This is a genomic window from Rhizobacter sp. P5_A1, assembly GCF_056400745.1.
Genome location: NZ_JBFUKR010000006.1, coordinates 38,963 through 61,400, shown reverse-complemented (window position 1 = coordinate 61,400; position 22,438 = coordinate 38,963). Strand labels below are relative to the sequence as shown.

Genomic DNA, 22,438 nt, shown 5'->3' with positions numbered 1-22,438 from the left:
CGCGTCAGTTCCCGAGCTCGAACAGCGCCGAGCCGTCGCCGTTGTCCTTGAGCAGCCGGATGCCGGGGTGACGCGCGAGGTAACGCATCGCGCCGCTGCCGGTCACGAAGGTCATCGCGACGCCCGGCACCGGGCGGATCTTCCAGTTGCCATCGGCGCTCGGGTTGACCTGCCCGCCAGGTGTCGCGGCGCTGACCTGCGCGAGGTGGTCGACGACGATCTGGCGGTTCTCGTCGGGCGCGTCGAGCACGACGTTGGCGGCGACCAGGCCGGGGAAGTTGCCGCCGCCGAAGGCGCGGTAGTTGTTGGTCGCGACGATGAACTTCGCGTCGGGCGCGACCGGCGCGCCTTCGTGGCGCAGGTTCTGCACGCGGTGCGCGTCGGGCGCGACGAGCTTGCCGCCGCGGTCGTAGCGCGCCGGCTGCGTCAGGTCGAACTCGTAGCTCACGCCGTCGATCGTGTCGAAGTTGAACGACGGGAAGCTCTCGTCGAGCAAGGGCTGCTGCGCCGGGCCGTCGGGGTCGATGCGCCGGAACTGGCCGGCCGACATCTCGAGCCATTCGCGCACCTGCGCGCCGTTCAGCAGCATGGCCTTCAGCGTGTTCGGGTACATGTACAGGTCGGCGACGTTCTTGATCGCCAGCGGCCCGGCCGGGATGTCGGTGTAGTAGTTCCAGCCCTGGCGCCCGCCGGTCTTGAACGGCGCGGCGGCCGAGAGCACCGGCAGCTTTTCATAGGCCGTGCCCTGCAGCGCACGCTTCACGTAGGCCATCTGCGCGTTCGCGACGATCTGCACCGAGGGGTCGTCGGCGACCTGCGCGAAGTAGCTGTAGATCGGCGCGCTGCCGACCGCGACGCGGCCGCGGATGTAGTCGAGCGTGCGCGCGTGCTCGGCGCCGATCAGCTGCTCGACCATCGGGTCGGCCGCGGCGACCGAGCGCTTCGCGGCGCGGTCGTAGATCGGGCGGATCGAGGCCTGGCTGCTCGTCACGCGCCAGCTGCCGCTGGCGTCGTCGAGCGTCAGATCGATCAGGCCGAGGTGGTCGCCCCAGCGGCCCGGCATCACGGCCGGAACGCCGTTGATCGTGCCGCGCACGATGTCGGCGCCGGGCCGGTCGGCGAAATCTGCACTCGGGAACTCGGCATGCGAATGGCCGAACAGGATCGCATCGATCCCCGGCACGCGGCTCAGCTGGCCGACCTCGTTCTCGGCCCCGGCCTCGACGGCGCCGCGCTCGAAGCCCGAGTGCGGGATCGCGATCACGAGCTGCGCGCCCTCGGCCCGCATCTGCGGCACGTAGCGCCGCGCGGTCGCGGCGATGTCGCGCACGACGACGCGGCCTTCGAGGTTCGCCTTGTCCCACTGCATGATCTGCGGCGGCACGAAGCCGATCACGCCGACCTTGATCGCATGCATCTTGCCGTCGGCATCGCGCAGCATGCGATCGAGCAGCACGTAGGGCGCGAAGGCGTGGCGGGGGCGCGGACCGTCCTTGTCGGCATCGTCGATGTAGACATTGGCATTGACGTATGGAAAAGCCGCGCCCTGCAGCGCGCGCCGCAGGAACGGCAGACCGTAGTTGAAGTCGTGGTTGCCGAGGTTCGCGGCGTCGTAGCCGAGCGCGTTCATGACCTTGTACGCGGGGTGGACCTGGCCGTCGCGCAACGGCTGGATCTTCGCGACCCAGTCGCCGAGCGGGGTGCCCTGCAGCAGATCGCCGTTGTCGAGCAGCAGGCTGTTCGCGACCTCGGCGCGCGCCGCCTTGATCAGCGTGATCGTGCGCGCCAGGCCGTAGCGGTCGGTCGCGGTGTCCTGGTAGTAGTCGTAGCCGAGCAGGTTCATGTGGAGATCGGTGGTCTCCAGGAGGCGCAGCTTCACCTCGGCGGCGCCGGCGCTGGCGCCGCCGATGCCGAGCGCGAAGGCCAGTGCGAGGCCGAGCGGAATGTGGCGCGGGTTCATCGTGTCGCGTTGCCCTGTGTGTGAGCGGATATCAGCTGCCCGGGTCGGTGGCGTCCTTGCCCTCGGGCAGGTGGATCAGCCCGGTCGTGTAGTCGTATTCGAACACCTCGCCATGCCGGCCCCACTCGATCGCGGTGCGCAGCACGCGCTCGGCCTCGTCGGCACTGAGGGTTTCGCTGAGCAGGCGCAGGAACGGCTCTTCGGGCAGCTCGCCCGATTCCTCCTGTTCGAGGCTGTGGCGGATGTGCGCGGCGAGCGGCACGTGCGCGAGCAGTTGCTGGCCGAACAGATCCTGCCGCAACGCGTGTTCACCGGCCACGTAGCGCTGGCCGAGCGGCGTGATGTGCAGGTCGCCCTCGGCGAGCTGGGCCAGTCCGAGCAACGACACGGCCTGCGCGAGCGGCAGCAGTTCGTGGTCGGTCAGCTCGGTCTCCTCGGCCAGGCGCGGCAGGTCGGCGCGGCCCTTGAACATGTCGCCGGCGAGGAGCTCGAGCAGGCCCTCCATGCGCGCGATGTCGGCGTCGGGCAGGCGCTCGGCGAGCCCCAGCGTCGCGGGCTCCTCGGCGGCGCGGCCCCGGCCCGCGCGGCCGACCGTCATCAGCGCGTAGACCTCGTCGATCAGCTGGCGCACCTCGGGGCTGTCGGGGTGGCGCGGCCGCGGCAGCTGCACCGCGAGCTGGAAGCGCACGCGACCCGGGTCGCTCGCGAAGATCAGCACCCGATCGGCCATCAGCACCGCCTCCTCGATGTTGTGCGAGACGACGAGGATCGCCTGCGTCGGCATGGCCTTGCGCGTCCACAGATCGAGGATGTCTTCGCGCAGCCGCTCGCCGGTCAGCACGTCGAGGGCCGAGAAGGCCTCGTCCATCAGCAGCACCTCGGGCTCGACGACGAGCGCGCGCGCGATGCCCACGCGTTGGCGCATGCCGCCAGAGAGCTCGCGCGGCAGGGCGCCCTCGAACCCCGTCAGGCCGATCAGCTGGATCGCCGCGTCGGCGCGCCGCGCGCGCTCGGCCGGCGCGATGCCGCGCGCCTCGAGTCCGAGCTCGACATTGCCCTGCACCGTCAGCCACGGGAACAGTGCGAACGACTGGAACACCATGCTGACGCCGCGCGCCGGGCCGTACAGCGGCTGGTCGCGCAGGCGCACCTCGCCGGTGTCGGCCGCGATCAGCCCGGCCATGATGCGCAGCATCGTCGACTTGCCCGAGCCGGACTGGCCGAGCAGCGAGACGATCTCGCCCTCGGCGAGGCGGAAGTCGACGCCTTCGAGCACCGAGCGCAGGTGACCGTCGGCCGACTTGAACGACTTGCCGACACCCTTCAATTCGACGATGGCTCGGGCCATGGGTCCACCCTTCAAAAGTGCATGCGATCTTCGGCCATGCGGTACAGGCGCCGCCAGACGAAGTGGTTCATGCCCATCACGAACACGCACATCACGCCGATGCCCAGCGCGATGCGCGGGAAGTCGCCGATGGCGGTCATGTGGGCGATGTAGCTGCCCAGGCCTTGCGCCTGCAGCGTCGTGTCGCCCCAGCTCACGTACTCGGCGACGATGCTGGCGTTCCAGGAGCCGCCGCTGGCGGTGATCGCGCCGGTCACGAAGCTCGGGAACACCGCGGGCAGCAGGTAGCGGCGCCACTTCAGCCAGCCGGTCAGCCCGAGGTTGTGCGCGGCGTAGCGCAGTTCGGTCGGGATCGTCGAGGCGCCGGCGATCACGTTGAACAGCAGATACCACTGCGTGCCCAGCACCATCAGCGGCGCGAGCCAGAGGTTCGGGTTCAGGTGCCACCTGACGATGAAGACGACCGCGACCGGGAACATCAGGTTCGCCGGGAACGCCGCGAGGAACTGCGCCAGCGCCTGCAGCCGCCCGGCCCAGCGCGGGTTCATGCCGATCCAGATGCCGACCGGCACCCAGACGATCGCCGCGAGCGCGATCAGCACCAGCACGCGCAGCATCGTGTACAGGCCGAGCACGAAGACGCGCAGCACCTCGGCCAGCCCGACCTCGGCGTGCACGAAGCCGACGAGCCGCCACAGCGCGAGCAGCACCGCGGCCGCGACCAGCGCATCCCAGGCACGCGACCAGGCCGGGTTCGCCGCGCTCGCGCGGGCGCGGATCGAGGTGCCGTCGTGCTCGCGGCGGAACAGCAGCAGCGAGCCTTCGAGCCGGCGCACGACGCGCTGCGCCAACGCGCTCAGCGCGTCGGTGCGGCGCAGCCAGGTCAGCAGCCACGAGCTCGGCGCGGCGTCGCCCGTGCCTTCCTCGAAGCGGAACTTGTCGGCCCACGCGAGCAGCGGCCGGAAGAACAGCTGGTCGTACAGCACGATGCCGACCAGCATGCAGCCGATCGCCCAGCCGATCGCGCCGAGATCGCGCGCCTCGATCGCCAGTGCGATGTACGAGCCGACCCCGGGCAGCTTGATGCTCTGGTTCGAGACCGAGATCGCTTCGGAGGCGACGACGAAGAACCAGCCGCCCGACATCGACATCATCATGTTCCACAGCAGCCCCGGCATCGCGAACGGCAGTTCGAGCCGCCAGAAGCGTTGCCAGCCGGAGAGCTGGAACACGGCCGCGGCCTCGCGCAGCTCGGCCGGCACGGTGCGCAGCGACTGGTACAGGCTGAACGCCATGTTCCAGGCCTGCGACGTGAAGATCGCGAAGATCGCGGCGCACTCGACGCCGAACAGGCTGCCCGGGAACAGCGCGATGAAGCCGGTGACCGTGATCGACAGGAAGCCCAGGATCGGGATCGACTGCAGGATGTCGAGCAGCGGCACCATCACGCGCCCGGCGGCGCGGTACTTGGCCGCGATCGCCGCGAACACGGCGCTGAAGACGAGCGACGCGCCGAGCGCGAGGAACATGCGCAGCGTCGTGCGCAGCAGGTAGTACGGCAGGTAGGCCGGGTCCAGCGTCAGCGGCAGCGCCTCGCCGAGCGCGTAGGGCCGCGCCATCTGCGCGCCGCCGTACGCGAGCGCAATCAGCAGCGCGAGCACGAGCGGCAGCAAGGCCCAGTCCCAGCGGTTGCCGCCGGACTCGAGCACGCGATGGGGAAGGAGGCGCTTGTCGATCATCGGGATGCCAGAAATGAAGCCCGTGGCGGGCGCGGCAAAGCCGGCGATTGTCGCCGCCCGGCGCCGGCCACCGGCCGGCGCGTGCCGGGTTTGCACAGCTTTGCATGGGATCATCGCGGCCATGTCACGAACCCGGGCCGCGCATCCGGCGAACCCCCCGACGGGCCGTCGCATCCCGTCGGTGCTGCGCCACGTCGGCCCCGGCGTCGTCACCGGCGCAGCGGACGACGATCCGTCGGGCATCGCGACCTACACGCAGGGCGGCGCGCAGTTCGGCACCGGCGTGCTCTGGACCGTGTTCCTGACGCTGCCGTTCATGATCGGCATCCAGCTCGTCAGCGCGCGCATCGGGCGCCAGTCGGGGCAGGGCATCGCGGCGAACCTGCGCGAGCACACGCCGAAGGCGTTCCTGTTCGCGGTCGTCGGGCTGCTGCTGGTCGCGAACACGATCAACATCGCGGCCGACCTCGCGGCGATGGGCGCAGCGCTGCAGCTGGTCATCGGCGGCGGCAGCCGGTGGCACGCGGCGGCGTTCGGCGTGGCGACCTTGCTGCTGCAGATCTTCGTGCCGTACCGGCGCATCGCGCCGATCCTGAAGTGGCTGACGCTGAGCCTGTTCGTCTATGTCGCGACGGCGTTCACCGTCAGGGTGCCGTGGGGCCAGGTGCTGCACGACCTGGTGCTGCCGCAGGTCGAGCCCGGAACGGCGTTCTGGATGACGATCGTCGCGATTCTGGGCACGACGATCTCGCCGTACCTGTTCTTCTGGCAGGCGGCGCAGGAGGTCGAGGAGATGCGACTGCATGGCGTGCATGCCGGCGCCGAGAGCGGCAAGACGCTGCGCCGCGCGAAGCGCCGGATGCGGCTGGACACCATCATCGGCATGGTGTTCTCGAACGGCATCGCGTTCTTCGTGATGCTGACCGGGGCCGTCGTGCTGCACGGCGCCGGCATCACCGACATCCAGAGCGCCGCGCAGGCCGCGCAGGCGCTGCGGCCACTGGCCGGCGACCTCGCGTTCGCGCTGTTCTCGCTCGGCATCGTCGCGACCGGGCTGCTCGCGGTGCCGGTGCTGGCGTCGTCGGCCGCGTACGCGGTGGCCGAGGCCTTCGGCTGGCCCGAAGGGCTGGAGCGGCACTGGTACGAGGCGCGCGGCTTCTACGCGATCATCGTCACCGCGACGATCGTCGGCACCGCGCTGGGCTTCACGCCGATCAACCCGATGAAGGCGCTCTACTGGAGCGCGGTGATCAATGGCGTCGTGGCGGTGCCGATCATGGTCGCGATGATGATCCTGTCGAGCCACCGCAGCGTGATGGGCGCGCTGCCGGTCACGCGCAGGACGCGCTTCTTCGGCTGGGGCGCGGCGCTCGTGATGGCCGCCGCGGTCGTGATGATGATCGGGGATCTCCTGCGCTGAAGCGCGCTCGATCCCCGCGTTCGATCCCCGGGGCTCACTGACCCGGCAGCTTGGCCGCCAGCAGATCGATCTTCTCGATCTTCGGCGCCTCGGCGAGCAGTGCGGCCGCGTTCGCCATCAGCGCCGCGGCGATCGGTCCGTCGAGATGCGCCTGGCGGCCGGTTTCGTCGGCGAACGCGTCGAAGACGCCGAAGGTCGACGGACCGAAGCGCAGCGCGAACCACGCGGTGGTGCGCGCCTCGGCGTTCGCGAGCGGCAAGGCGCCGGCCAGAAAATCGGCGACGGCGGACTCCTTGCCCGGCTTGGCTTCGAGGCGGACGAACAGTGCGAGCTTGACCATGGTGGGTTCCTTTCGGTGAACGGTTGCGAGGGCCGCAGTCTGGTTCCCGGAGGGCCACGTGGCGAGTGGCGAGAACGACAACATTGCTATCATTCCTGCCATGCGACTGCACCTGCTCGTGCTCGATGGCGTGTTCGATCTCGGCCTGGCCGCGCTGACCGACACGCTGGCCACCGCGAACGAGCTCGGCGCGGCGCTGCCCGACGCGCCGCCGCCGATCGACTACACGCTGATCGGCGTGCGCCGCCGCGTGCGCACCGCGCAGGGCCTGACCGTGCCGGTGCAGCCGGCCGAGCGCGCGGCGCCGCCCGATGTCGTGCTCGTGCCCGCGCTCGGCGCGAAGATGCCCGAGGCCCTCGCCGCGCGGCTCGCAGGCCGCGACGTGGCCGATGCGCTCGGCGTGCTGCAGCACTGGTCGAAGGGGGCAACGATGTTCGGTGCGGCCTGCACCGGGACCTTCCTGCTCGCCGAAAGCGGGCTGCTCGACGGCCGCCACGCGACCACCTCGTGGTGGCTCGCGCCGATGTTCCGCCAGCGCTACCCGCGCGTCGCGCTCGACGAATCGCGCATGCTCGTCAACTCGGCCGGCTTCACGACCGCCGGTGCCGCGATGGCGCACCTCGATCTCGCGCTCGGCGTGCTGCGCCAGCGCAGCCCGGCGCTGGCCGCGCTCGCGGCGCGCTACCTGCTCGTCGAGGCGCGCGGCTCGCAGGCCGAGTTCGTGATCCCGGATCACCTGGCGCACGCCGATCCGATCGTCGAGCGCTTCGAGGCCTGGGCGCGCCAGCGGCTCGCGAGCGGCTTCTCGCTGACCGAGGCCGCCCGCGCAGTCGGCGCCAGCGAGCGCACGCTCGCGCGGCGGCTGCGTGGCGTGCTCGGCAAGACGCCGCTGTCGTACTTCCAGGACCTTCGCGTCGAGCGCGCGCTGCACCTGCTGCGCACCGGCACCGACAGCGTCGACCGGATCGCCGCGCAGATCGGCTATGCCGACGGCGTCACGCTGCGGACATTGCTGCGGCGCAAGCTCGGCCGCGGCGTGCGCGAGCTGCGTTCGCGCCTCTGAGGCCGCCCAGCGCACCGCGCCGGGGCGGCATCGCGCTTGCATGAACTCGCCGCGTCCCTCAGCCCATGCACCGTTCGGAGGATTTGCCATGAACGACCACACGATCGCGCTGGTGAGAGAGAGCTTCGACCTGATCGAACCGATCGCACCGCAGGCCGGCGCATTGTTCTACGTCAACCTGTTCGAGGCCGACCCATCGCTGAAGCGCCTGTTCAACGGCGACATCGCCGCGCAGAGCGCGAAGCTGATGCAGATGGTCGCGATCGCGATCGGCCGGCTCGATCAGCCCGAGGTGCTGCAGCCGCTGCTGCGCCAGCTCGGCCAGCGCCATGCCGGCTACGGCGTGCAGGACGCGCACTACGACACCGTGGGCACCGCGCTGCTGAAGACCCTGTACCAGGGCCTCGGCGTGGCCTACACCCCCGAGGTCGAGGAGGCCTGGATCGACGTCTATGGCGTGCTCGCGACGACGATGAAGGAAGCGGCTAGCGTTCCGGCCTGAGCCACGGCCGGGCGTGCACTGGTTTGGCGTGCGTCAGGCGGGTGTCGGCACGAACTTCAGCGCCAGACCGTTGTTGCAATAGCGCTTGCCGGTCGGGCGCGGGCCGTCGTCGAACACATGGCCCTGGTGGCCTTCGCAGCGCGCGCAGTGGTACTCGCTGCGCGGCACGACGAGCTTGTAGTCGGTCTTCATCGCGACCGCGCCGGGCAGCGACGTGAAGAAGCTCGGCCAGCCGGTGCCGCTGTCGAACTTGGTCTCGGACGAGAACAGCGGCAGGTCGCAGCCGGCGCAGTGGAAGCGGCCCTTGCGGTGCTCGTCGTTCAGCGGGCTGCTGCCGGGGCGCTCGGTGCCCTCCTGGCGCAGCACCGCGTACTGGTCGGCGCTCAGGCGCTTCTTCCATTCGGCGTCGGACAGGCGCAGCGGCTCGACCTTCGGCGCGCCGGCCGGCGTCGGGCCCTGGGCCTTCGAGAGTTTCGGCGCGAGGCCGAGCGTGCAGAGCAGCGCGAGCAAGGGGCGGCGGGTCATGGCGTGAATCTCCATCGTGCGGGAGCCGGTAGGTCGGATGATCGGCGCGAATCTTTCAGCACGATCGTCATCATGGCCGCGGCCACAGCACCCACAGTCGCAGTGGTTGTTTCATCCGGCCGGCGAGGTTCTCGGCCTCGTCGCCCCAGCCCCAGAAGTAGTCGGCGCGCACCGCGCCGGTGATCGCGGTGCCGGTGTCCTGCGCCATCGCGAGCCGGCGCAGCGGCGTGCTCGACAGCGGCTCGGTCGTGTCGAGCCAGACCGGCGTGCCGTACGGGATGCTCAGCGCATCGACCGCGATCGAGCGGCCCGGCGTCAGCGCAACGCCTTGCGCGCCTTTCGGGCCGAGTTGCGGATCGGGCAGCGGCTCTTCGCGGAAGAACACGGTGCGCGGGTTCGCCCACAGCATCTCGTTCAGCCGCTTCGGGTTCTGCCGCGCCCAGGCCTTGATCGCGGGCCACGAGGCCTGCGCCGGCGTCAGCTCGCCCTGGTCGATCAGCCAGCGGCCGACCGACTTGTACGGCTGGTCGTTGTGGCCCGCGAACGCGACGCGCACCAGCGTGCGCCGGCCGTTGCGCTCGGCGATGTTCAGGCGCCCCGAACCCTGGATCTGCAGGATCAGCGCATCGAGCGGGTCGGCCACGTAGGCGAGCGCGCGGCCGTTCAGGCTCGCCTTCGCGGCCGGCAGCGAATCGATCTGCTGGCGCGTCCAGTAGGGCTTGCGGGTCGCGAGGTCGGCGGGCGGCCCGTACAGCGGCACCTGGAACGCGCCGCGCGGCGTGCGCGTCGCCTCGACGAGCGGCTCGAAGTAGCCGGTCGCCAGGCCCTCGGGCGCGCCGTCGAGCGCCTCGACGCGGTACGGCTGCAGGCGCTGGCGCAGCCAGGCGCGCGCCGCGTCGTCGCTGAACGCCGGCGTCGCTGCCGCGCGCGCCTGCGTGCACAGCGCGACCCAGTCGAACGCCGGCCGGTCGCAGCCGCGCAGCAGCGCGGGCCAGAGCTCGCTGACGCGGTCGGCCTCCCAGGCCGGCAGCTCGGTCCAGTCGACCGGCACCCAGCGCGCGCGGGCCCGCACGATCGTCGCGTTGACCATCGGCACGACCAGCGGGTTGGTCGCGACCACGACAGGCTTGTCGGCCGGCGTCGGCGGCGGTTGCGGCGGCAGCGGCGGGCTCGCGCACCCGGCGAGCAGCAGCGCTCCTAGAATCGCGGCCGGCGGCAGGGCCCTGAGGACATTCGACATGTGGGTACTCTTACTGGAAGCGTTCGGCGCGGTCGTGCTGCTGTTGCTGATCGTCTGGTGGACGATGTTCCATGGGCGCAGCAAGGGCGAGCGTCATCGCGATTCTTGACGATCACTCGCTCGGCCAGATGAACGACAGCGGCTTCGCCCGCAGCCGCGCGCGGATCGCCCGGTAGATGCGGCTGCGGTCGACGAGCCGGATGCCGCGCGAGCGCAGCGCGACGCGGAAGGCCATGAAGAAGCTCACCGACAGGTTCAGCACGCCGGTCGCGACGATGCCGGCCGCGCACCACCAGAACGGCGCGTGCGCCAGCAGCCCGAAGCCTTCGGCGCCGACCGCGGCGGCGAGCTGGCCGGTCGACAAGGTGACGTGCCGCACCTCGAGCGGCAGCCCGAAGAACAGCGCGACGACCGGCAGGATGCCGAGCATCAGCCCGAGCGAGATGTTCGACGCGAAGCCCGAGATGTTCGCGCGCCAGTAGGCGCCCCAGCGCTGCGCGCGCGCCGCGCCGAGCCTGGCGACGATGCGCGGGTTCCACGCGATCGCGCTGTCGAGCCGGTGCCAGACGAACCAGTTCTCGACCCAGCCGGCGATCAGCGAGCTCGCGAACAGCAGCACGCCGGTGAGCGCCGCGAACAAGGCCGTCGGCCCGAGCAGGGTCAGCGACTCCAGCACGTGCTGCGCGTCGTCGCGGCCGACGAGCGGCGCGCCGAACACGGCCTGCGCGCCGAGCTGCAGTGCGAGCACGAGCGGCGTCACGAGCGCGAGGTTGCCGAAGATGCCGGCGGCCTGCGAGCGGATCAGCTGCGCAACCTCGTCGACGAAGCCTTCGACGTGCGCGTCGGTCGACAGGTCGGCGAGCTTCTCGGCCATCGCCGGCGCCGTCATCGCGGGTTGCTTCGTGGCGACCGTGAAGTGCAGCAGCTGCACCAGCACGAAGCTGGCCGCGTAGTTCACGCCGGCCCAGAAGCCGCCCCAGAACGCCGACAGCGCGAACGCCAGCACCGCGAACTTGATGAAGGTCGTGGCCGCGAGCACCGCGCCGCCGCCGGCCGCCGCGGCGAGCATCTCGCGGTACTCGGCGCGGTTGCGCGTGATGTAGTGCTGGCCGGTCTCGGCGCTGCGCTCGGCGACCTTGCGCGCGAGCAGCGAGTAGTGGCTGGACATCAGGCCGCGGATGCTGCGCCGCTCGTCGGCGGTGCGCACGAGCTCGGCGAGCAGCCGCGCGATCTCGCGCGCCGGCTCGGGGCTGATCACGCAGGTCAGCAGCGCATCGATGCGCTGCGTGCGTTCGCGGAGCTGGTCGAGCTCGAACACGACGTCGACCGAGACGCCGTGCGCCTCGAGGTGATCGTGCACGCTCGCGGCGCAGCGCCGGCAGGTGTCGAGCAGCGCGCGCAGGTACTGCGCCTCCTGCAGCAGCGCGGCCTCGGTGGCCGGCGTGGCGCGGCCCTCGCTCGCGGCGTCGGTCGGCGTGGTCGGGTCGGCGCTCAGCGCCTGCGCATGGTCGCTGACCTGCTCGGCGACGCGCGCGAGCTGGCGAAACGGCTGGTCGACGAGCAGCTCGGGGCTCATGCGCTGGCGGATCGCCGGCGCGAAGCCCGACGCGCGCACCGCGCTCGCGAGGAACACGATCGCCTCGAGAAAGGGCGCGCGCCATGCCAGGCTGCTGCGCTCGGGCGCGACGAAGCGGCGCACGCGGGCGAGCGTCGCAGCGTCGATCGCGAGCAGCCAGTCGGCATCGTCGCCGTGCGGGAACAGCAGCGCGAAGAGTTCGCCGAGGTCGGTGGTCGCGGGGGTCAGCGGCAGCACGCGCGCGCGGATGCGCCGGCCGAGCTCGCCCCACAGGTCCATGCGCGGCGCGAAGCCGAAATCGGCGAGCAGCGCGGCGTTGTCGACCTCGGCCCAGATGCGCAGCAGCACCCCGGCGACGCGCTCGTGGTGCTCCGGGTGGCGATCGAGCACGCCGAGCAGGTGGCGCAGCCGCAGCACCGGGCGCGGCGTCGCGCTTGTTTCGTTCGGCTCGTCGATCGCTTGGTCCGACGAACGCGCCGGCGCTTCGACCGGCGCATGCCGCAACCATTCGAGCAGCCGGATCAGCCACAGGTGGCGTTCGGGCAGGCTCGCCTTCGGATCGGCCGCGTTGAGCAGCGCGGTCAGGTCCCAGGACGAACGACGCGCCTTCGCCATTCAATGCAGCGACGACGCGACGGTCAAGCCGAACTCGGCGACCGGCGCCTCGAACGCGTGGGCGTCCTCGGTCATGCAGAAGAAGGTGCCGCGCATCGTGCCCTGCGGCGTGGCCAGGCGGGTCCCGCTCGTGTACTCGAAGCTCTCGCCGGGCTTCAGCACCGGCTGGTGGCCGACGACCGCGAGGCCGCGCACTTCCTCGGTGTGGCCGCTCGCGTCGGTGATGATCCAGTGGCGCGCGATCAGCTGCGCGGTGATGTCGCCGCTGTTGCGGATCGTGATCGTGTAGGCAAACGCGTGCTTGCCGGTCGCGGGGTCGGATTGCTCGGGCAGGTGGCGCACCGCCACGCTGCAGGTCAGTTCGGCTTTGGGCATGCGGTCGATTCTGCAGCAAGCAGGGGTGCTATCGGTGACACCTAGAATCGAACGCGCCGCCCCGAGCGTCCTGCCGTCCCGCCATGCCCACTACCGCCCGCACCTACCGCATCGCCCCCAGCATTCTCTCGGCCGATTTCGCGCGCCTCGGCGACGAGCTGCGCGACGTGATCGCGGCCGGCGCTGACTGGATCCACTTCGACGTGATGGACAACCATTACGTGCCGAACCTGAGCTTCGGGCCGATGGTTTGCGAGGCCTTGCGCAAGCACGCGGTCAAGGCCGACGGCACGAAGGTGCCGATCGACGTGCACCTGATGGTGCAGCCGGTCGACGCGCTCGCGCTGGCGTTCGCGAAGGCCGGCGCCGACCGCATCAGCTTTCATCCGGCGGCGAGCGCGCACGTCGATCGCACGATCCAGCTGATCCGTGCCGAGGGCTGCAGCGCCGGCCTGGTGTTCAACCCGGCGGCCTCGCTCGACGTGCTCGAGTGGACGATCGAGCAGATCGACCTGGTCCTCGTGATGAGCGTGAACCCGGGCTTCGGCGGGCAGAGCTTCATCCCCGGGTCGCTGAAGAAGATCGAGCGCATCCGCAAGCTCATCGACGCGAGCGGTCGCGACGTGCGGCTCGAGGTCGACGGCGGCATCAAGGTCGACAACATCCGCGCGGCGGCCGATGCCGGCGCCGACACCTTCGTGGCCGGCAGCGCGATCTTCGGCCAGCCTAGCTACGCGGCGGTGATTGCCGCGATGCGCGCCGCACTGGCGGGCTGAGCTACAGCGCGTTCAGCTGCGCATCGCGCAACCCGACCAGCACCGCCTCGCCGCTCGACCGGTCGACGCGGAACTCGCCGTAGCGCGCGCCGGCGAAGCGGTCGGCCGTGCCCTCCTCGAAGAAGAACGCGTTCGTGCCGAGCCACACATGCCCGCCGCGGATGCGGTAGCGCAGCCGCAGCGCCGCGGGCGCGTTCGGCGCGGCCAGCGCCGCGACACGCCGGGCATCGAGCGCGACCGCGGCGAAGCGCGTCTCGCCTTCGCGGCGCGCGCTGGCGGGCGGGTCGTCGCCGCGTTCGAGGTCTTGCACGAGCGCGAAACGCAGCGCCATGTAGTCGCCCTGCAGCAGCGAGCGCGGGTCGACCGGCGCGAGCGCGAGGTAGACGGGTTCGCCGTCGCGCCTGATGCGTTCCTTGGCGACGATCGCGAGGTTCACCGCGCCGAGCACGAACAGCGCGCCGAGCGCGATCAGGGCCCGGATCCGGGTCGTGCGCTTGTTCATGCGGTTTCTCCGGTGGCGCGCAGCAGCCGCGCGGCGGCCAGCATCGCGGCGCCGAGCGCGAGCATCAGCAGCGACTTCAGCAGCAGGCTGGTGCCGAGCTCGTGGTAGAAGTGCGCGACATGCAGCAGCACCGCGAGCACGCAGGCGCCGGTCAGCGCACGGCTGCGCAGCGCGAACGCGGCGGCGACACCGCCGAGCGCGGCCAGTGCCGACAACAGCGGCCACAGCGCGAGCCAGTCGGGCCGTGCCGTGCCGCTGCCGAACCAGCGGAACGATTCGAACGGCTGCGATGCCAGCGTCGCGAACGCGAGGCCGACGAGCAGGCCGGTCAGCACCGGGCGCAGCGCCGGCTGCCAGCGCCGCGCCATCCACAGCGGCTCGCGCCGGATCAGCGCCCCGATGCCGGCGCCGACCGGCAGCCAGGCCAGCGCCCAGCCCGCAAGAGACTGCACGAGCGACGGCGCGAGCTCGCGCTCGCCGTGCCAGAACTCCGGCTCGCCGAAGAGCGCGAAGCGCACCGTCAGTGCCCATGCGATCGTCGCGAAAGCGGTCGACAGCGTGCGGTGCAATGCGTTCGGCATCACGAGCGCGAGCACGAGCTGCAGCAGCAATGCACGGGCCGCGATCGGCCCGAGCTGGTGCACATGTTCGCTCATCGCGAACAGCATCAGGCACTGGCCGGCGATCGACAGCGCGAGCGCGAGCTGCGTCACGAAGGCGCCGTCGCGATCCGCCTTGAACAGGCCCCACGCGGCGGCCAGCAGGATCGCGCCGGCGATCGCCGCTTCGGGCGCGGTGTCGGGGTGGAACAGCATCCCGACGAAACCGAGCAGGAACAGCCCGGCGAGCCAGCCGCTGACGCCGAGCAGCGCGCCGATGAACCAGGGGCGGGCGGGCGCGTCGGCTGCGGTCGGGGTTGGGGCGGCAGCCTCGTCGGCGACGAGGCCGCGTGTGCGCAGCGCGTCGAGCAGCGCTGGCGGGGTCGTGATCATGCGGCGGCTCCTTCGACGAGCGGCGCCGGCGCGCTGCGCCAGGCACGGACCCAGTGCATCAGCAGCATCCCGGTCGCGGTCGACGCGGCGATCAACCACGCCGCGACCACGAAGAACGAGCCGACATCGTCGAAGCGCATCGTGTGCGCCAGCCAGGTCGTCGAGATCGCGATCCAGCTCGCGGCGATCAGCGCCATCGGAAACACGTCGCGGCGGCGCTGCCAGGTCGCGATCGCGATGCCGGCCGAGACGGCGGCGAACAGCCAGCCGATCGCCGCGCCGCTGTCTGCGCCGAAGCCGCGCTGCCGGAACCCGCCGGTGATGACCATCAGCACCGCCGCGGTGCCGTAGAGGAAGCCGAGGCTCGCGAGATAACGGGCCAGCCACGGCGGCGCGATCTCGACGAAGCGCGTGCCGCGCAGCGCGACGAACGCACCGGCCCCGAGCAGGTTCACGAAACAAGGCAACATCAACAGCGCCGAGCGGTCGACGCCCCAGCCGGCGATGAAGCGCCAGACGAAGTGGTCCGGCCCGAGCCAGCCGCACAGCAGCGCGAGCGCGAGGTTCAGAACCGTCCACCACACGGCCCACAGCGCCCCCGACAGGCCCGCGAGCGCGAACGGCAGCGCCAGCAGCGCCCAGGTGAAGAACAACTCGTGGACATCGGCGCCGGTCTGGTACGCCTCACCGAACAGCGCGAGCAACCCGCCGCTCAGCAGCGTCGCGAGGATCAGCGCGGCCTGCCCGGTCAGCGACGGTGGCGCGCGCCACAGCGCGACCAAGAGGCAGGCGAGCAGCGCGCATTGCAGCAGCGCGAAGCGGCCGAGCACGCCGTAGTCCTGCCAGTTCGCGGCGACGAAGAACAGCGCGCCGGCGCCGATCGCGCCGATGCCGGCGGCACGCAGCAGCGTGGCGGCGAATGCGCGCCACGCGGGCGCGTCGGGCTGCAGCCCGGTGAGCCGAAGCGCCGCGGCGATCGCCGGCGCCGCCAGGCGGTGCTGGCGCGAGAAGGCATCGAGCTGGTGTCTGTCCATGCGCCGAGCTTAGCCGGCGGCCGCGCGGCCGCGGTGGCGAACGTGCGGCAGGCGCGGAGCCCGCGCCTGCCGGTATCGCGGCGCGATGCCGCGAGGGCGGCAACCCCAGGCGCACATTGCCGCCCGAAGCTGAGTCACACTGGCGGGATGGCAGATTCGCACGCTCATCACGACCACGCGCACGACCACGCGCACGACCACGCGCACCCGCACGGACACGACCACGGTCACGGCGGTCACGCCCATCACCACCACGCGCCGGCCGACTTCGATCGCGCGTTCGCGATCGGCATCTCCGTCAACATCCTGTTCGTCGCGATCGAGGCCTTCTACGGCTGGAAGGTCAACTCGCTGGCGCTGCTCGCCGACGCCGGTCACAACCTCGGCGATGTCGCCGGGCTCGTGATGGCCTGGGGCGGCGCGCTGGCCGGCAAGCTGCGGCCCGATGCGCGCTACACCTACGGCTGGAAGCGCGCATCGATCTTCGCGGCGTTCGCGAACGCGGTGCTGCTGCTGGTCGCGATGGGTTCGCTCGCCTGGGAGGCGATCGGGCGCCTGAGCGCGCCGCAGCCGATCCAGGGCTACACGGTGATGGTCGTCGCGGCGATCGGCATCGTCGTGAACCTCGGCACCGCGCTGCTCTTCATGCGCGGGCGCGACGACGACATGAACATCCGCGGCGCCTACCTGCACATGGCGAGCGATGCGCTGGTTTCGGCTGGCGTCGTCGTTGTCGGCGCGCTTGCGCTGTGGACGGGCTGGGCCTGGCTCGACCCGGTCGCGAGCCTCTTGATCGCGCTGGTGATCGTCGTCGGCACCTGGGGGCTGTTCCGCCAGTCGCTGCGGCTGATGTTCGACGGCGTGCCTCGGCACATCGACCTGGCCGCGGTGCGCAAGCTGCTCGAGGCGCTGCCCGGCGTCGCGCGCGTGCACGACCTGCACGTGTGGGGCACCGGCACGACCGACGTCGCGTTGACCGCGCACCTGGTGATGCCTGCCGGCCACCCCGACGACCCGTTCTTCGAGGGCGCGACGACGTTGCTGCGCGAGCGCTTCAGGATCGGCCACGTGACCCTGCAGGTCGTGCGCGAGCCGTTCATGGCCTTGTGCGAAGGTCTCGAGAACGCGCCGGCCGCTGCCGAGCCGTTGCGACCCGCGCATCGCCACTGACCCGAGGGCCGACGACGATGGAGTTCAAGGACTACTACAAGACCCTCGGCGTCGCGCGCGACGCGTCCGCCGACGACATCCGCGGCGCCTACCGCAAGCTGGCGCGCAAGTACCACCCGGACGTCAGCAAGGAGGCCGACGCCGAAGCGCGCTTCAAGGAGATCGGCGAAGCCAACGAAGTCCTGCGCGACCCCGAGAAGCGCGCCGCCTACGACGCCGCGGGCAGCCAGTGGGAGCGCCAGCGCGCGGCGGGCGGCGCGCACGGGCGCGCGCACGACTTCCAGCCGCCGCCGGGCTGGGACGCCGGCTTCGAGTTCAGCGGCCGCGGCGACGCCGACCCGTTCGGGAGCGCCGATCACAGCGACTTCTTCGAGGCGCTGTTCGGCCGTGCCGCGCGTGGTGCCCGCGCCGGCGCCCACCGCCCGGGGATGCAGATGCCCGGGCAGGACCACCATGCGAAGGTGTTGATCGACCTCGAAGATGCCTACCGCGGCGCGCAGCGCAGCATCTCGCTGCACATGCCGGCACTCGACGACGAAGGCCACGGCGTGATGCGCGAGCGCACGCTCGACGTGAACATCCCGAAGGGCATCCGCGAAGGCCAGCACCTGCGGCTCGCGGGTCAGGGCGGACCGGGCCTCGGCAGCGCGCCGCCGGGCGATCTGTTCCTCGAGATCGCATTCAGGCCGCACCCGCGCTTCCGGGTCGACGGCCGCGATGTCTACCTCGAGCTGCCGCTCGCGCCCTGGGAGGCCGCGCTCGGCGCGCACGTCAGCGTGCCGATGCCCGACGGCGCGGTCGAGCTGACGATCCCCGCCGGGTCGGCGAACGGCCGCAAGCTGCGCCTGAAGGGCAAGGGCATTCCGAGCGTGCCGGCGGGCGATCTGTATGTCGTGCTGGCGATCGCGCTGCCGGGCGCCGAGACCGCGTCGGCGAAGGCTGCGTATGCCGCATTCGCCGCGGCGTTCGGCGCGTTCGAGCCGCGCGCTTCGATGGAGGGTTGAACGCGATGAGCAGCACCGACTTCACGCTCGCGACGATCGTCGAAGAGCAGGTCTCGCTGAGTCTCGACGAGCTGTGCCGCGCCTGCCACGCGGGCGAGGCGCTGATCCGCGTCTGGGTCGTCGAGGGCGTGCTCGAGCCGAGCAGCGGCGCGGCGCCGCACGAATGGCGCTTCGAAGGCAGTGCGCTGCGGCGCGCCCGCCTCGCGTCGACCTTCGCGCGCGAGCTCGAGATCAACCCGCCCGGCATCGCGCTCGCGCTCGATCTGCTCGACGAGATCGAGGCGCTGAAGGCGAGCCTGCGCCGCGTGAGCCCCGGCCGCTGAGCCGCGCATAACGCAGGCACAACGGCGCTCCGGCGACAGTGGCGCCGCGAGTTCAGCATGATTCGGTTGCCCTGAGGTTTGCTGCGAATGTGATCATTTCGGCCAATGGCGCTGGCTCGACGCGCCATTGCGACCGTCCCGCCCTGCCGTTTCCAATGAGTTCAAAAGCTACTCAACGGAGACAACGCATGAGATCAATCACCCGGCGCGCCTTCGCGGCAGCAGGCGGCATCGCACTCGCGATGTGCGCCACTCCCAGCGTATGCGCGCAAGACGCTTCGGCCTATCCGAGCCAGCCGCTGCGAATCGTCGTGCCCTATCCGGCCGGCGGCGCCACCGACACGCTCGCGCGCATGGTCGCCAGCAAGCTGCAGGAGTCGTGGCGGCAGACCGTGGTGGTGGAAAACAAGCCCGGGGCCTCGGGAACCATGGGCAACGACCTGGTCGCCAAGGCGCCGCGCGACGGGCACACGATCCTGATGGGCATCACCGCGCTGATCCAGGTGCAGTCACTGATGCCCAAGCTCCCGTACGACGCGCTGAGGGATCTGCAGCCGCTGGTGCAGGTGGCCAGCACGAATTCGCTGTTCCTGGTGCCCCCGTCCACGCCGGCCAACACGCTGACCGAGTTCATCGCTTTGGTGAAGGCGCACCCGGGCAAGTACAACTACGGCTCGTACGGCATCGGAACCTCGTCGCACATCCAGGGCTCGCTGCTCAATCTGCAGGCGGGGCTGGATCTGACACACGTGCCGTACAAGGGCGCCGCTCCGCTGCTGCAGGACCTGCGCGGCGGGCAGTTGTCGGCGGCGCTGGTCGACATGGCCACGGCGCGCCCGCACCTCGAGTTCGTGAAGGTGCTGGCGGCGACCGGACCGCAGCGCAACAAGGCGCTGCCCAACGTACCGACCTTCGCCGAGCTCGGCTTCCACTCCTTCGAGCCGATCGGCTGGTTCGGCCTGTTCATGCCCGCCGGTGTTCCGGCGCCGATCGCCGCCAAGTTCATCGCCGAGGCGAGCCGCATCGTGCGCCTGCCCGATGTGGTGGCGCGCATCGAGTCGCTCGGCATGACGCCGGGCGAGCTGAAGGGCGACGACTTCGCGCGTGTCGTCAAGTCGGATGCGGCGGTGTACGCACGCATCATCAAGGACGCCAACATCCGGATGGAATGACGAAGGCTCTGGAATGACGATCAAGAGAAAGGCCTGCATCGCAGGTGCCTGGGAACATCCGCTGCGCAAGGCGCCCGACAAGACCACGGCGCAGCTGCACTACGAGTGCGCACGCGGCGCGCTGGCCGACGCCGGGCTCGGGTTCAAGGACGTGGACGGCTACTTCTGCGCCGGCGATGCGCCGGGTTTCGGCATGCTCTCGATGGTCGACTACCTGGGCCTGCGGGTGCGCCATGTCGACTCCACCGAGACGGGCGGCTCGTCCTACCTGATCCACGTGTCGCATGCCGCGCAGGCGATCGCGGCCGGCCATTGCGACGTCGCGCTGATCACGCTCGCCGGGCGGCCGCGCTCCGAGGCGGCCAGCGGCGTGGCCGCGGCGGCCAAGCCCAACGTGCCCGAGGTGCCGTTCGAGGCGCCGTACGCGCCGGTCACGCTGAACGCGTATGCGCTCGCAGCGATGCGCCACATGCACGAGTTCGGAACCACCGCCGAGCAGCTCGCCTGGGTCAAGGTGGCAGCGTCGCACCATGCGCAGCACAACCCGCATGCGATGCTGCGTGAAGTGGTGACCGTCGACGACGTGCTCGCCTCGCCGCTGGTGTCCGACCCGCTGCACAAGCTCGATTGCTGTGTCGTCAGCGACGGCGGCGGCGCGCTGGTCGTCGTGCGGCCCGAGATCGCGCGCAGCCTGAAGCGCCCGCTGGTCAGCGTGCTGGGCGCCGGCGAGGCGGTGAAGGGCCAGGGCGGCGGGCGCGTGGACCTCACGTATTCAGGCGCGGCCTGGTCGGGGCCGAAGGCGTTCGAGGAAGCGGGCGTGGCGCCGCACGACATCCGCTACGCGTCGATCTACGACAGCTTCACGATCACGGTGCTGATGCAGCTGGAGGACCTGGGCTTCTGCGCCAAGGGCGAGGGCGGCCGCTTCGTCGCCGACGGCAACCTGATCGCCGGGGTCGGGCGGCTGCCGGTCAACACCGACGGCGGCGGCCTGTGCAACAACCACCCGAGCAACCGCGGTGGCATCACCAAGGTGATCGAAGCGGTGCGCCAGCTGCGCGGCGAAGCGCATCCGAAGGTGCAGGTGCCCGGCTGCGAGCTGGCGCTCGTCAACGGCACCGGCGGCCTGCTGGGCACACGCCACGGCAGCGCCACCCTGATCCTCGGCCGGGAGTGAGCGCATGACGATGATTCCCGAACGCGGACTGCCGGCGCCCATCGTCGACGGCTTCACCGCGCCGTTCTGGCAGGCGGCTTCCGAAGGCGTGCTGATGATCAGGCGCTGCATGTCGTGCGGCGAGGCGCATTGGTACCCACGCCCGTTCTGCCCGCATTGCAGCAGCGGCGACGTCGAGTGGCTGCCGGCCAGCGGCCGCGGCACGATCTACAGCTTCACCGTCACGCGCAAGGCCGGGCCGGTGCCGTACGTGCTGGCCTACGTCACGCTCGACGAGGGCGTGACGATGCTCACCAACGTTGTCGATGCCGAGATCGAGGCCCTGCACATCGGCCAGCGCGTGCACGTGGCGTTCCGCGAGGCTGAAGGCGGCGGTGCGGTGCCGATGTTCAAGCCCGCGCCGCAATGACCTCGAGCGAGCCGCCGCTGCGCGGCGTGCGTGTGCTCGACCTCACGCGCCTGGTGCCGGGGCCGGTGTGCACGCAACACCTCGCTGACCTCGGCGCCGACGTGATCAAGGTCGAAGACACCGGCGCGGGCGACTACGCGCCGCCCGCATTGCGTGCGCTCGTCAACCGCAACAAGCGCGGCCTGCAGCTCGACCTCAAGCAGCCCGAGGGCGCAGAGGCTTTTCTGCAGCTCGCGCGCGGTGCCGACGTGGTGGTCGAAGGGTTTCGCCCTGGCGCGATGGATCGTCTGGGCCTGGGCTACGACGCGGTGGTCAGCGTCAACCCGCGCATCGTCTACTGCAGCATCACCGGCTACGGCCAGAGCGGCCCCTACCGCGACCGTCCGGGTCACGACCTGAACTACTGCGGCCACGCCGGCGTGACCGACCAGATCGGGGTCGGCGCGGACACGCTCGCGCTGTCGAACCTGCCGATCGCGGACCTGATGGGTGGTGCGCTGACCGCCGCGATGGGCATCCTCGCTGCGCTGTTCGATGCCGCGCGCACCGGCCGCGGCCGCCACCTCGACATCGCGATGGCCGACGGCGCGCTGGCGCATGCGGTGATGCCGCTCGCGACGCTGGGCGCGCACGGCGGTACGCGGCGTGCCGGCGCCGACACGCTGACCGGCGGCCTGGCCTGCTACGCGCTGTACCGCACGGCCGACCAGCGCTTCCTGGCGGTTGGCGCGCTGGAGCGCAAGTTCTGGGACGCGCTGTGCGACGTCGTCGATCGCGCCCATCTGAAGCCCTTGCACCGCAGCGGCGACGCTGCGATCGAAGCGCGCGTGCGCAAGGAGCTCACCGCGATCTTCGGCGCTCGTTCGCTCGCCGATTGGGAAGAGCGCTTCGCACACGCCGACGCCTGCGTCTCGCCGGTGCACACGCTCGAGGAAGCGCTGGCCGACCCGCACTTCCGCGCGCGCGGCATGGTGGTCGAGAGCGTGCATCCGACCTTCGGTCCGCTGACGCAAGTGGCGAGTCCGATCCGGATGTCGCGCCACGAGTTCGCGCTCCACCGGCACGCACCGCGACCCGGCGAGCACACGCTCGAACTGCTGCGCGAGGCGGGCTGCGGTGAGGCGTCGATCGCCGCGCTGCTGGAGAAGGGCGTGGCGCGCGCGTCGTAGCATTCAC

Annotated in this window: 22 protein-coding genes; 11 read left to right on the top strand and 11 right to left on the bottom strand. The window is 71.1% G+C overall.

The window, feature by feature from the left end:
- Window positions 1-4: 4 nt before the first annotated feature.
- Genes AC1DTW_RS08345 through AC1DTW_RS08335 form a run of 3 tightly spaced genes read right to left on the bottom strand, consistent with a single transcriptional unit; the run spans window position 5 to window position 5,047 of the window.
- Entirely contained in the window at window positions 5-1,960 is a 1,956-nt protein-coding gene (locus tag AC1DTW_RS08345; RefSeq protein WP_477980569.1) for a bifunctional 2',3'-cyclic-nucleotide 2'-phosphodiesterase/3'-nucleotidase, read from the bottom strand.
- Between the two features lie 31 nt (window positions 1,961-1,991).
- The gene (locus AC1DTW_RS08340; RefSeq protein WP_477980568.1) at window positions 1,992-3,308 is read right to left on the bottom strand and encodes an ABC transporter ATP-binding protein; all 1,317 of its coding nucleotides are present in this window, start codon (window positions 3,306-3,308) and stop codon (window positions 1,992-1,994) included.
- An 11-nt stretch (window positions 3,309-3,319) separates the two neighbouring features.
- A complete protein-coding gene (locus AC1DTW_RS08335; protein WP_477980567.1) occupies window positions 3,320-5,047 on the bottom strand; it encodes an ABC transporter permease in 1,728 nt (575 codons plus the stop codon).
- Between the two features lie 121 nt (window positions 5,048-5,168).
- Between AC1DTW_RS08335 and AC1DTW_RS08330 the strand changes: the two genes are divergently transcribed.
- Entirely contained in the window at window positions 5,169-6,467 is a 1,299-nt protein-coding gene (locus tag AC1DTW_RS08330; RefSeq protein WP_477980566.1) for an NRAMP family divalent metal transporter, read from the top strand.
- A 34-nt stretch (window positions 6,468-6,501) separates the two neighbouring features.
- Here AC1DTW_RS08330 and AC1DTW_RS08325 read toward each other — a convergent pair whose 3' ends face one another.
- Window positions 6,502-6,807 (bottom strand): putative quinol monooxygenase, encoded by a 306-nt coding sequence (locus tag AC1DTW_RS08325; RefSeq protein ID WP_477980565.1) that lies wholly within the window; start codon window positions 6,805-6,807, stop codon window positions 6,502-6,504.
- A gap of 100 nt (window positions 6,808-6,907) precedes the next feature.
- On the opposite strand from AC1DTW_RS08325, the gene AC1DTW_RS08320 reads away from it, so the two are divergent.
- Both AC1DTW_RS08320 and AC1DTW_RS08315 read left to right on the top strand, forming a co-directional pair.
- Window positions 6,908-7,870 (top strand): GlxA family transcriptional regulator, encoded by a 963-nt coding sequence (locus tag AC1DTW_RS08320; protein WP_477980564.1) that lies wholly within the window; start codon window positions 6,908-6,910, stop codon window positions 7,868-7,870.
- 88 nt (window positions 7,871-7,958) lie between these two features.
- Window positions 7,959-8,372 (top strand): globin family protein, encoded by a 414-nt coding sequence (locus AC1DTW_RS08315; RefSeq protein WP_477980563.1) that lies wholly within the window; start codon window positions 7,959-7,961, stop codon window positions 8,370-8,372.
- Window positions 8,373-8,405: 33 nt separating this feature from the next.
- On the opposite strand, the gene msrB is transcribed toward AC1DTW_RS08315, so the two are convergent.
- The 4 genes from msrB to apaG all read right to left on the bottom strand — a co-directional run bounded on the left by msrB (window position 8,406) and on the right by apaG (window position 12,703).
- On the bottom strand, window positions 8,406-8,897 hold the full coding sequence (gene msrB / locus AC1DTW_RS08310; RefSeq protein WP_477980562.1) for a peptide-methionine (R)-S-oxide reductase MsrB: 492 nt from the start codon (window positions 8,895-8,897) through the stop codon (window positions 8,406-8,408).
- A gap of 70 nt (window positions 8,898-8,967) precedes the next feature.
- Window positions 8,968-10,137 carry a murein transglycosylase A gene (gene mltA / locus AC1DTW_RS08305; protein ID WP_477980561.1) on the bottom strand — a complete coding sequence of 390 codons (1,170 nt, stop codon included), beginning with the start codon at window positions 10,135-10,137 and terminating at the stop codon, window positions 8,968-8,970.
- A gap of 112 nt (window positions 10,138-10,249) precedes the next feature.
- Entirely contained in the window at window positions 10,250-12,328 is a 2,079-nt protein-coding gene (locus AC1DTW_RS08300; RefSeq protein WP_477980560.1) for a site-specific recombinase, read from the bottom strand.
- On the bottom strand, window positions 12,329-12,703 hold the full coding sequence (apaG, locus tag AC1DTW_RS08295; protein ID WP_477980559.1) for a Co2+/Mg2+ efflux protein ApaG: 375 nt from the start codon (window positions 12,701-12,703) through the stop codon (window positions 12,329-12,331). It lies immediately after the preceding gene.
- Between the two features lie 83 nt (window positions 12,704-12,786).
- Between apaG and rpe the strand changes: the two genes are divergently transcribed.
- Window positions 12,787-13,479 carry a ribulose-phosphate 3-epimerase gene (gene rpe / locus AC1DTW_RS08290; RefSeq protein WP_477980558.1) on the top strand — a complete coding sequence of 231 codons (693 nt, stop codon included), beginning with the start codon at window positions 12,787-12,789 and terminating at the stop codon, window positions 13,477-13,479.
- A 1-nt stretch (window position 13,480) separates the two neighbouring features.
- Here the strand turns inward: rpe and AC1DTW_RS08285 are convergent, their stop codons facing one another.
- The 3 genes from AC1DTW_RS08285 to AC1DTW_RS08275 are packed head-to-tail and all read right to left on the bottom strand — an operon-like array spanning window position 13,481 to window position 16,007.
- Window positions 13,481-13,981: a GDYXXLXY domain-containing protein gene (locus AC1DTW_RS08285; RefSeq protein WP_477980557.1), complete on the bottom strand. Its 501-nt coding sequence runs from the start codon at window positions 13,979-13,981 to the stop codon at window positions 13,481-13,483.
- Complete coding sequence (locus AC1DTW_RS08280; protein ID WP_477980556.1) at window positions 13,978-14,973, bottom strand: DUF4401 domain-containing protein; 996 nt, start codon at window positions 14,971-14,973, stop codon at window positions 13,978-13,980. Before AC1DTW_RS08280 ends, AC1DTW_RS08285 begins: the two co-directional genes overlap by 4 nt.
- Window positions 14,970-16,007 carry a DUF2157 domain-containing protein gene (locus AC1DTW_RS08275; RefSeq protein ID WP_477980555.1) on the bottom strand — a complete coding sequence of 346 codons (1,038 nt, stop codon included), beginning with the start codon at window positions 16,005-16,007 and terminating at the stop codon, window positions 14,970-14,972. Before AC1DTW_RS08275 ends, AC1DTW_RS08280 begins: the two co-directional genes overlap by 4 nt.
- A gap of 147 nt (window positions 16,008-16,154) precedes the next feature.
- Between AC1DTW_RS08275 and AC1DTW_RS08270 the strand changes: the two genes are divergently transcribed.
- The 7 genes from AC1DTW_RS08270 to AC1DTW_RS08240 all read left to right on the top strand — a co-directional run bounded on the left by AC1DTW_RS08270 (window position 16,155) and on the right by AC1DTW_RS08240 (window position 22,431).
- On the top strand, window positions 16,155-17,177 hold the full coding sequence (locus AC1DTW_RS08270) for a cation diffusion facilitator family transporter (protein ID WP_477980554.1): 1,023 nt from the start codon (window positions 16,155-16,157) through the stop codon (window positions 17,175-17,177).
- 17 nt (window positions 17,178-17,194) lie between these two features.
- Window positions 17,195-18,181 (top strand): DnaJ C-terminal domain-containing protein, encoded by a 987-nt coding sequence (locus AC1DTW_RS08265; RefSeq protein ID WP_477980553.1) that lies wholly within the window; start codon window positions 17,195-17,197, stop codon window positions 18,179-18,181.
- A 5-nt stretch (window positions 18,182-18,186) separates the two neighbouring features.
- Window positions 18,187-18,504 (top strand): chaperone modulator CbpM, encoded by a 318-nt coding sequence (locus tag AC1DTW_RS08260; RefSeq protein ID WP_477980552.1) that lies wholly within the window; start codon window positions 18,187-18,189, stop codon window positions 18,502-18,504.
- A 188-nt stretch (window positions 18,505-18,692) separates the two neighbouring features.
- The gene (locus AC1DTW_RS08255; RefSeq protein ID WP_477980551.1) at window positions 18,693-19,676 is read left to right on the top strand and encodes a Bug family tripartite tricarboxylate transporter substrate binding protein; all 984 of its coding nucleotides are present in this window, start codon (window positions 18,693-18,695) and stop codon (window positions 19,674-19,676) included.
- Window positions 19,677-19,689: 13 nt separating this feature from the next.
- Entirely contained in the window at window positions 19,690-20,853 is a 1,164-nt protein-coding gene (locus AC1DTW_RS08250; RefSeq protein WP_477980550.1) for a thiolase family protein, read from the top strand.
- A 4-nt stretch (window positions 20,854-20,857) separates the two neighbouring features.
- Window positions 20,858-21,262 carry a Zn-ribbon domain-containing OB-fold protein gene (locus AC1DTW_RS08245; RefSeq protein WP_477980549.1) on the top strand — a complete coding sequence of 135 codons (405 nt, stop codon included), beginning with the start codon at window positions 20,858-20,860 and terminating at the stop codon, window positions 21,260-21,262.
- Window positions 21,259-22,431: a CaiB/BaiF CoA transferase family protein gene (locus tag AC1DTW_RS08240; RefSeq protein ID WP_477980548.1), complete on the top strand. Its 1,173-nt coding sequence runs from the start codon at window positions 21,259-21,261 to the stop codon at window positions 22,429-22,431. The genes AC1DTW_RS08245 and AC1DTW_RS08240 overlap by 4 nt, the downstream gene beginning before the upstream one ends.
- The last annotated feature ends 7 nt before the right edge of the window (window positions 22,432-22,438 follow it).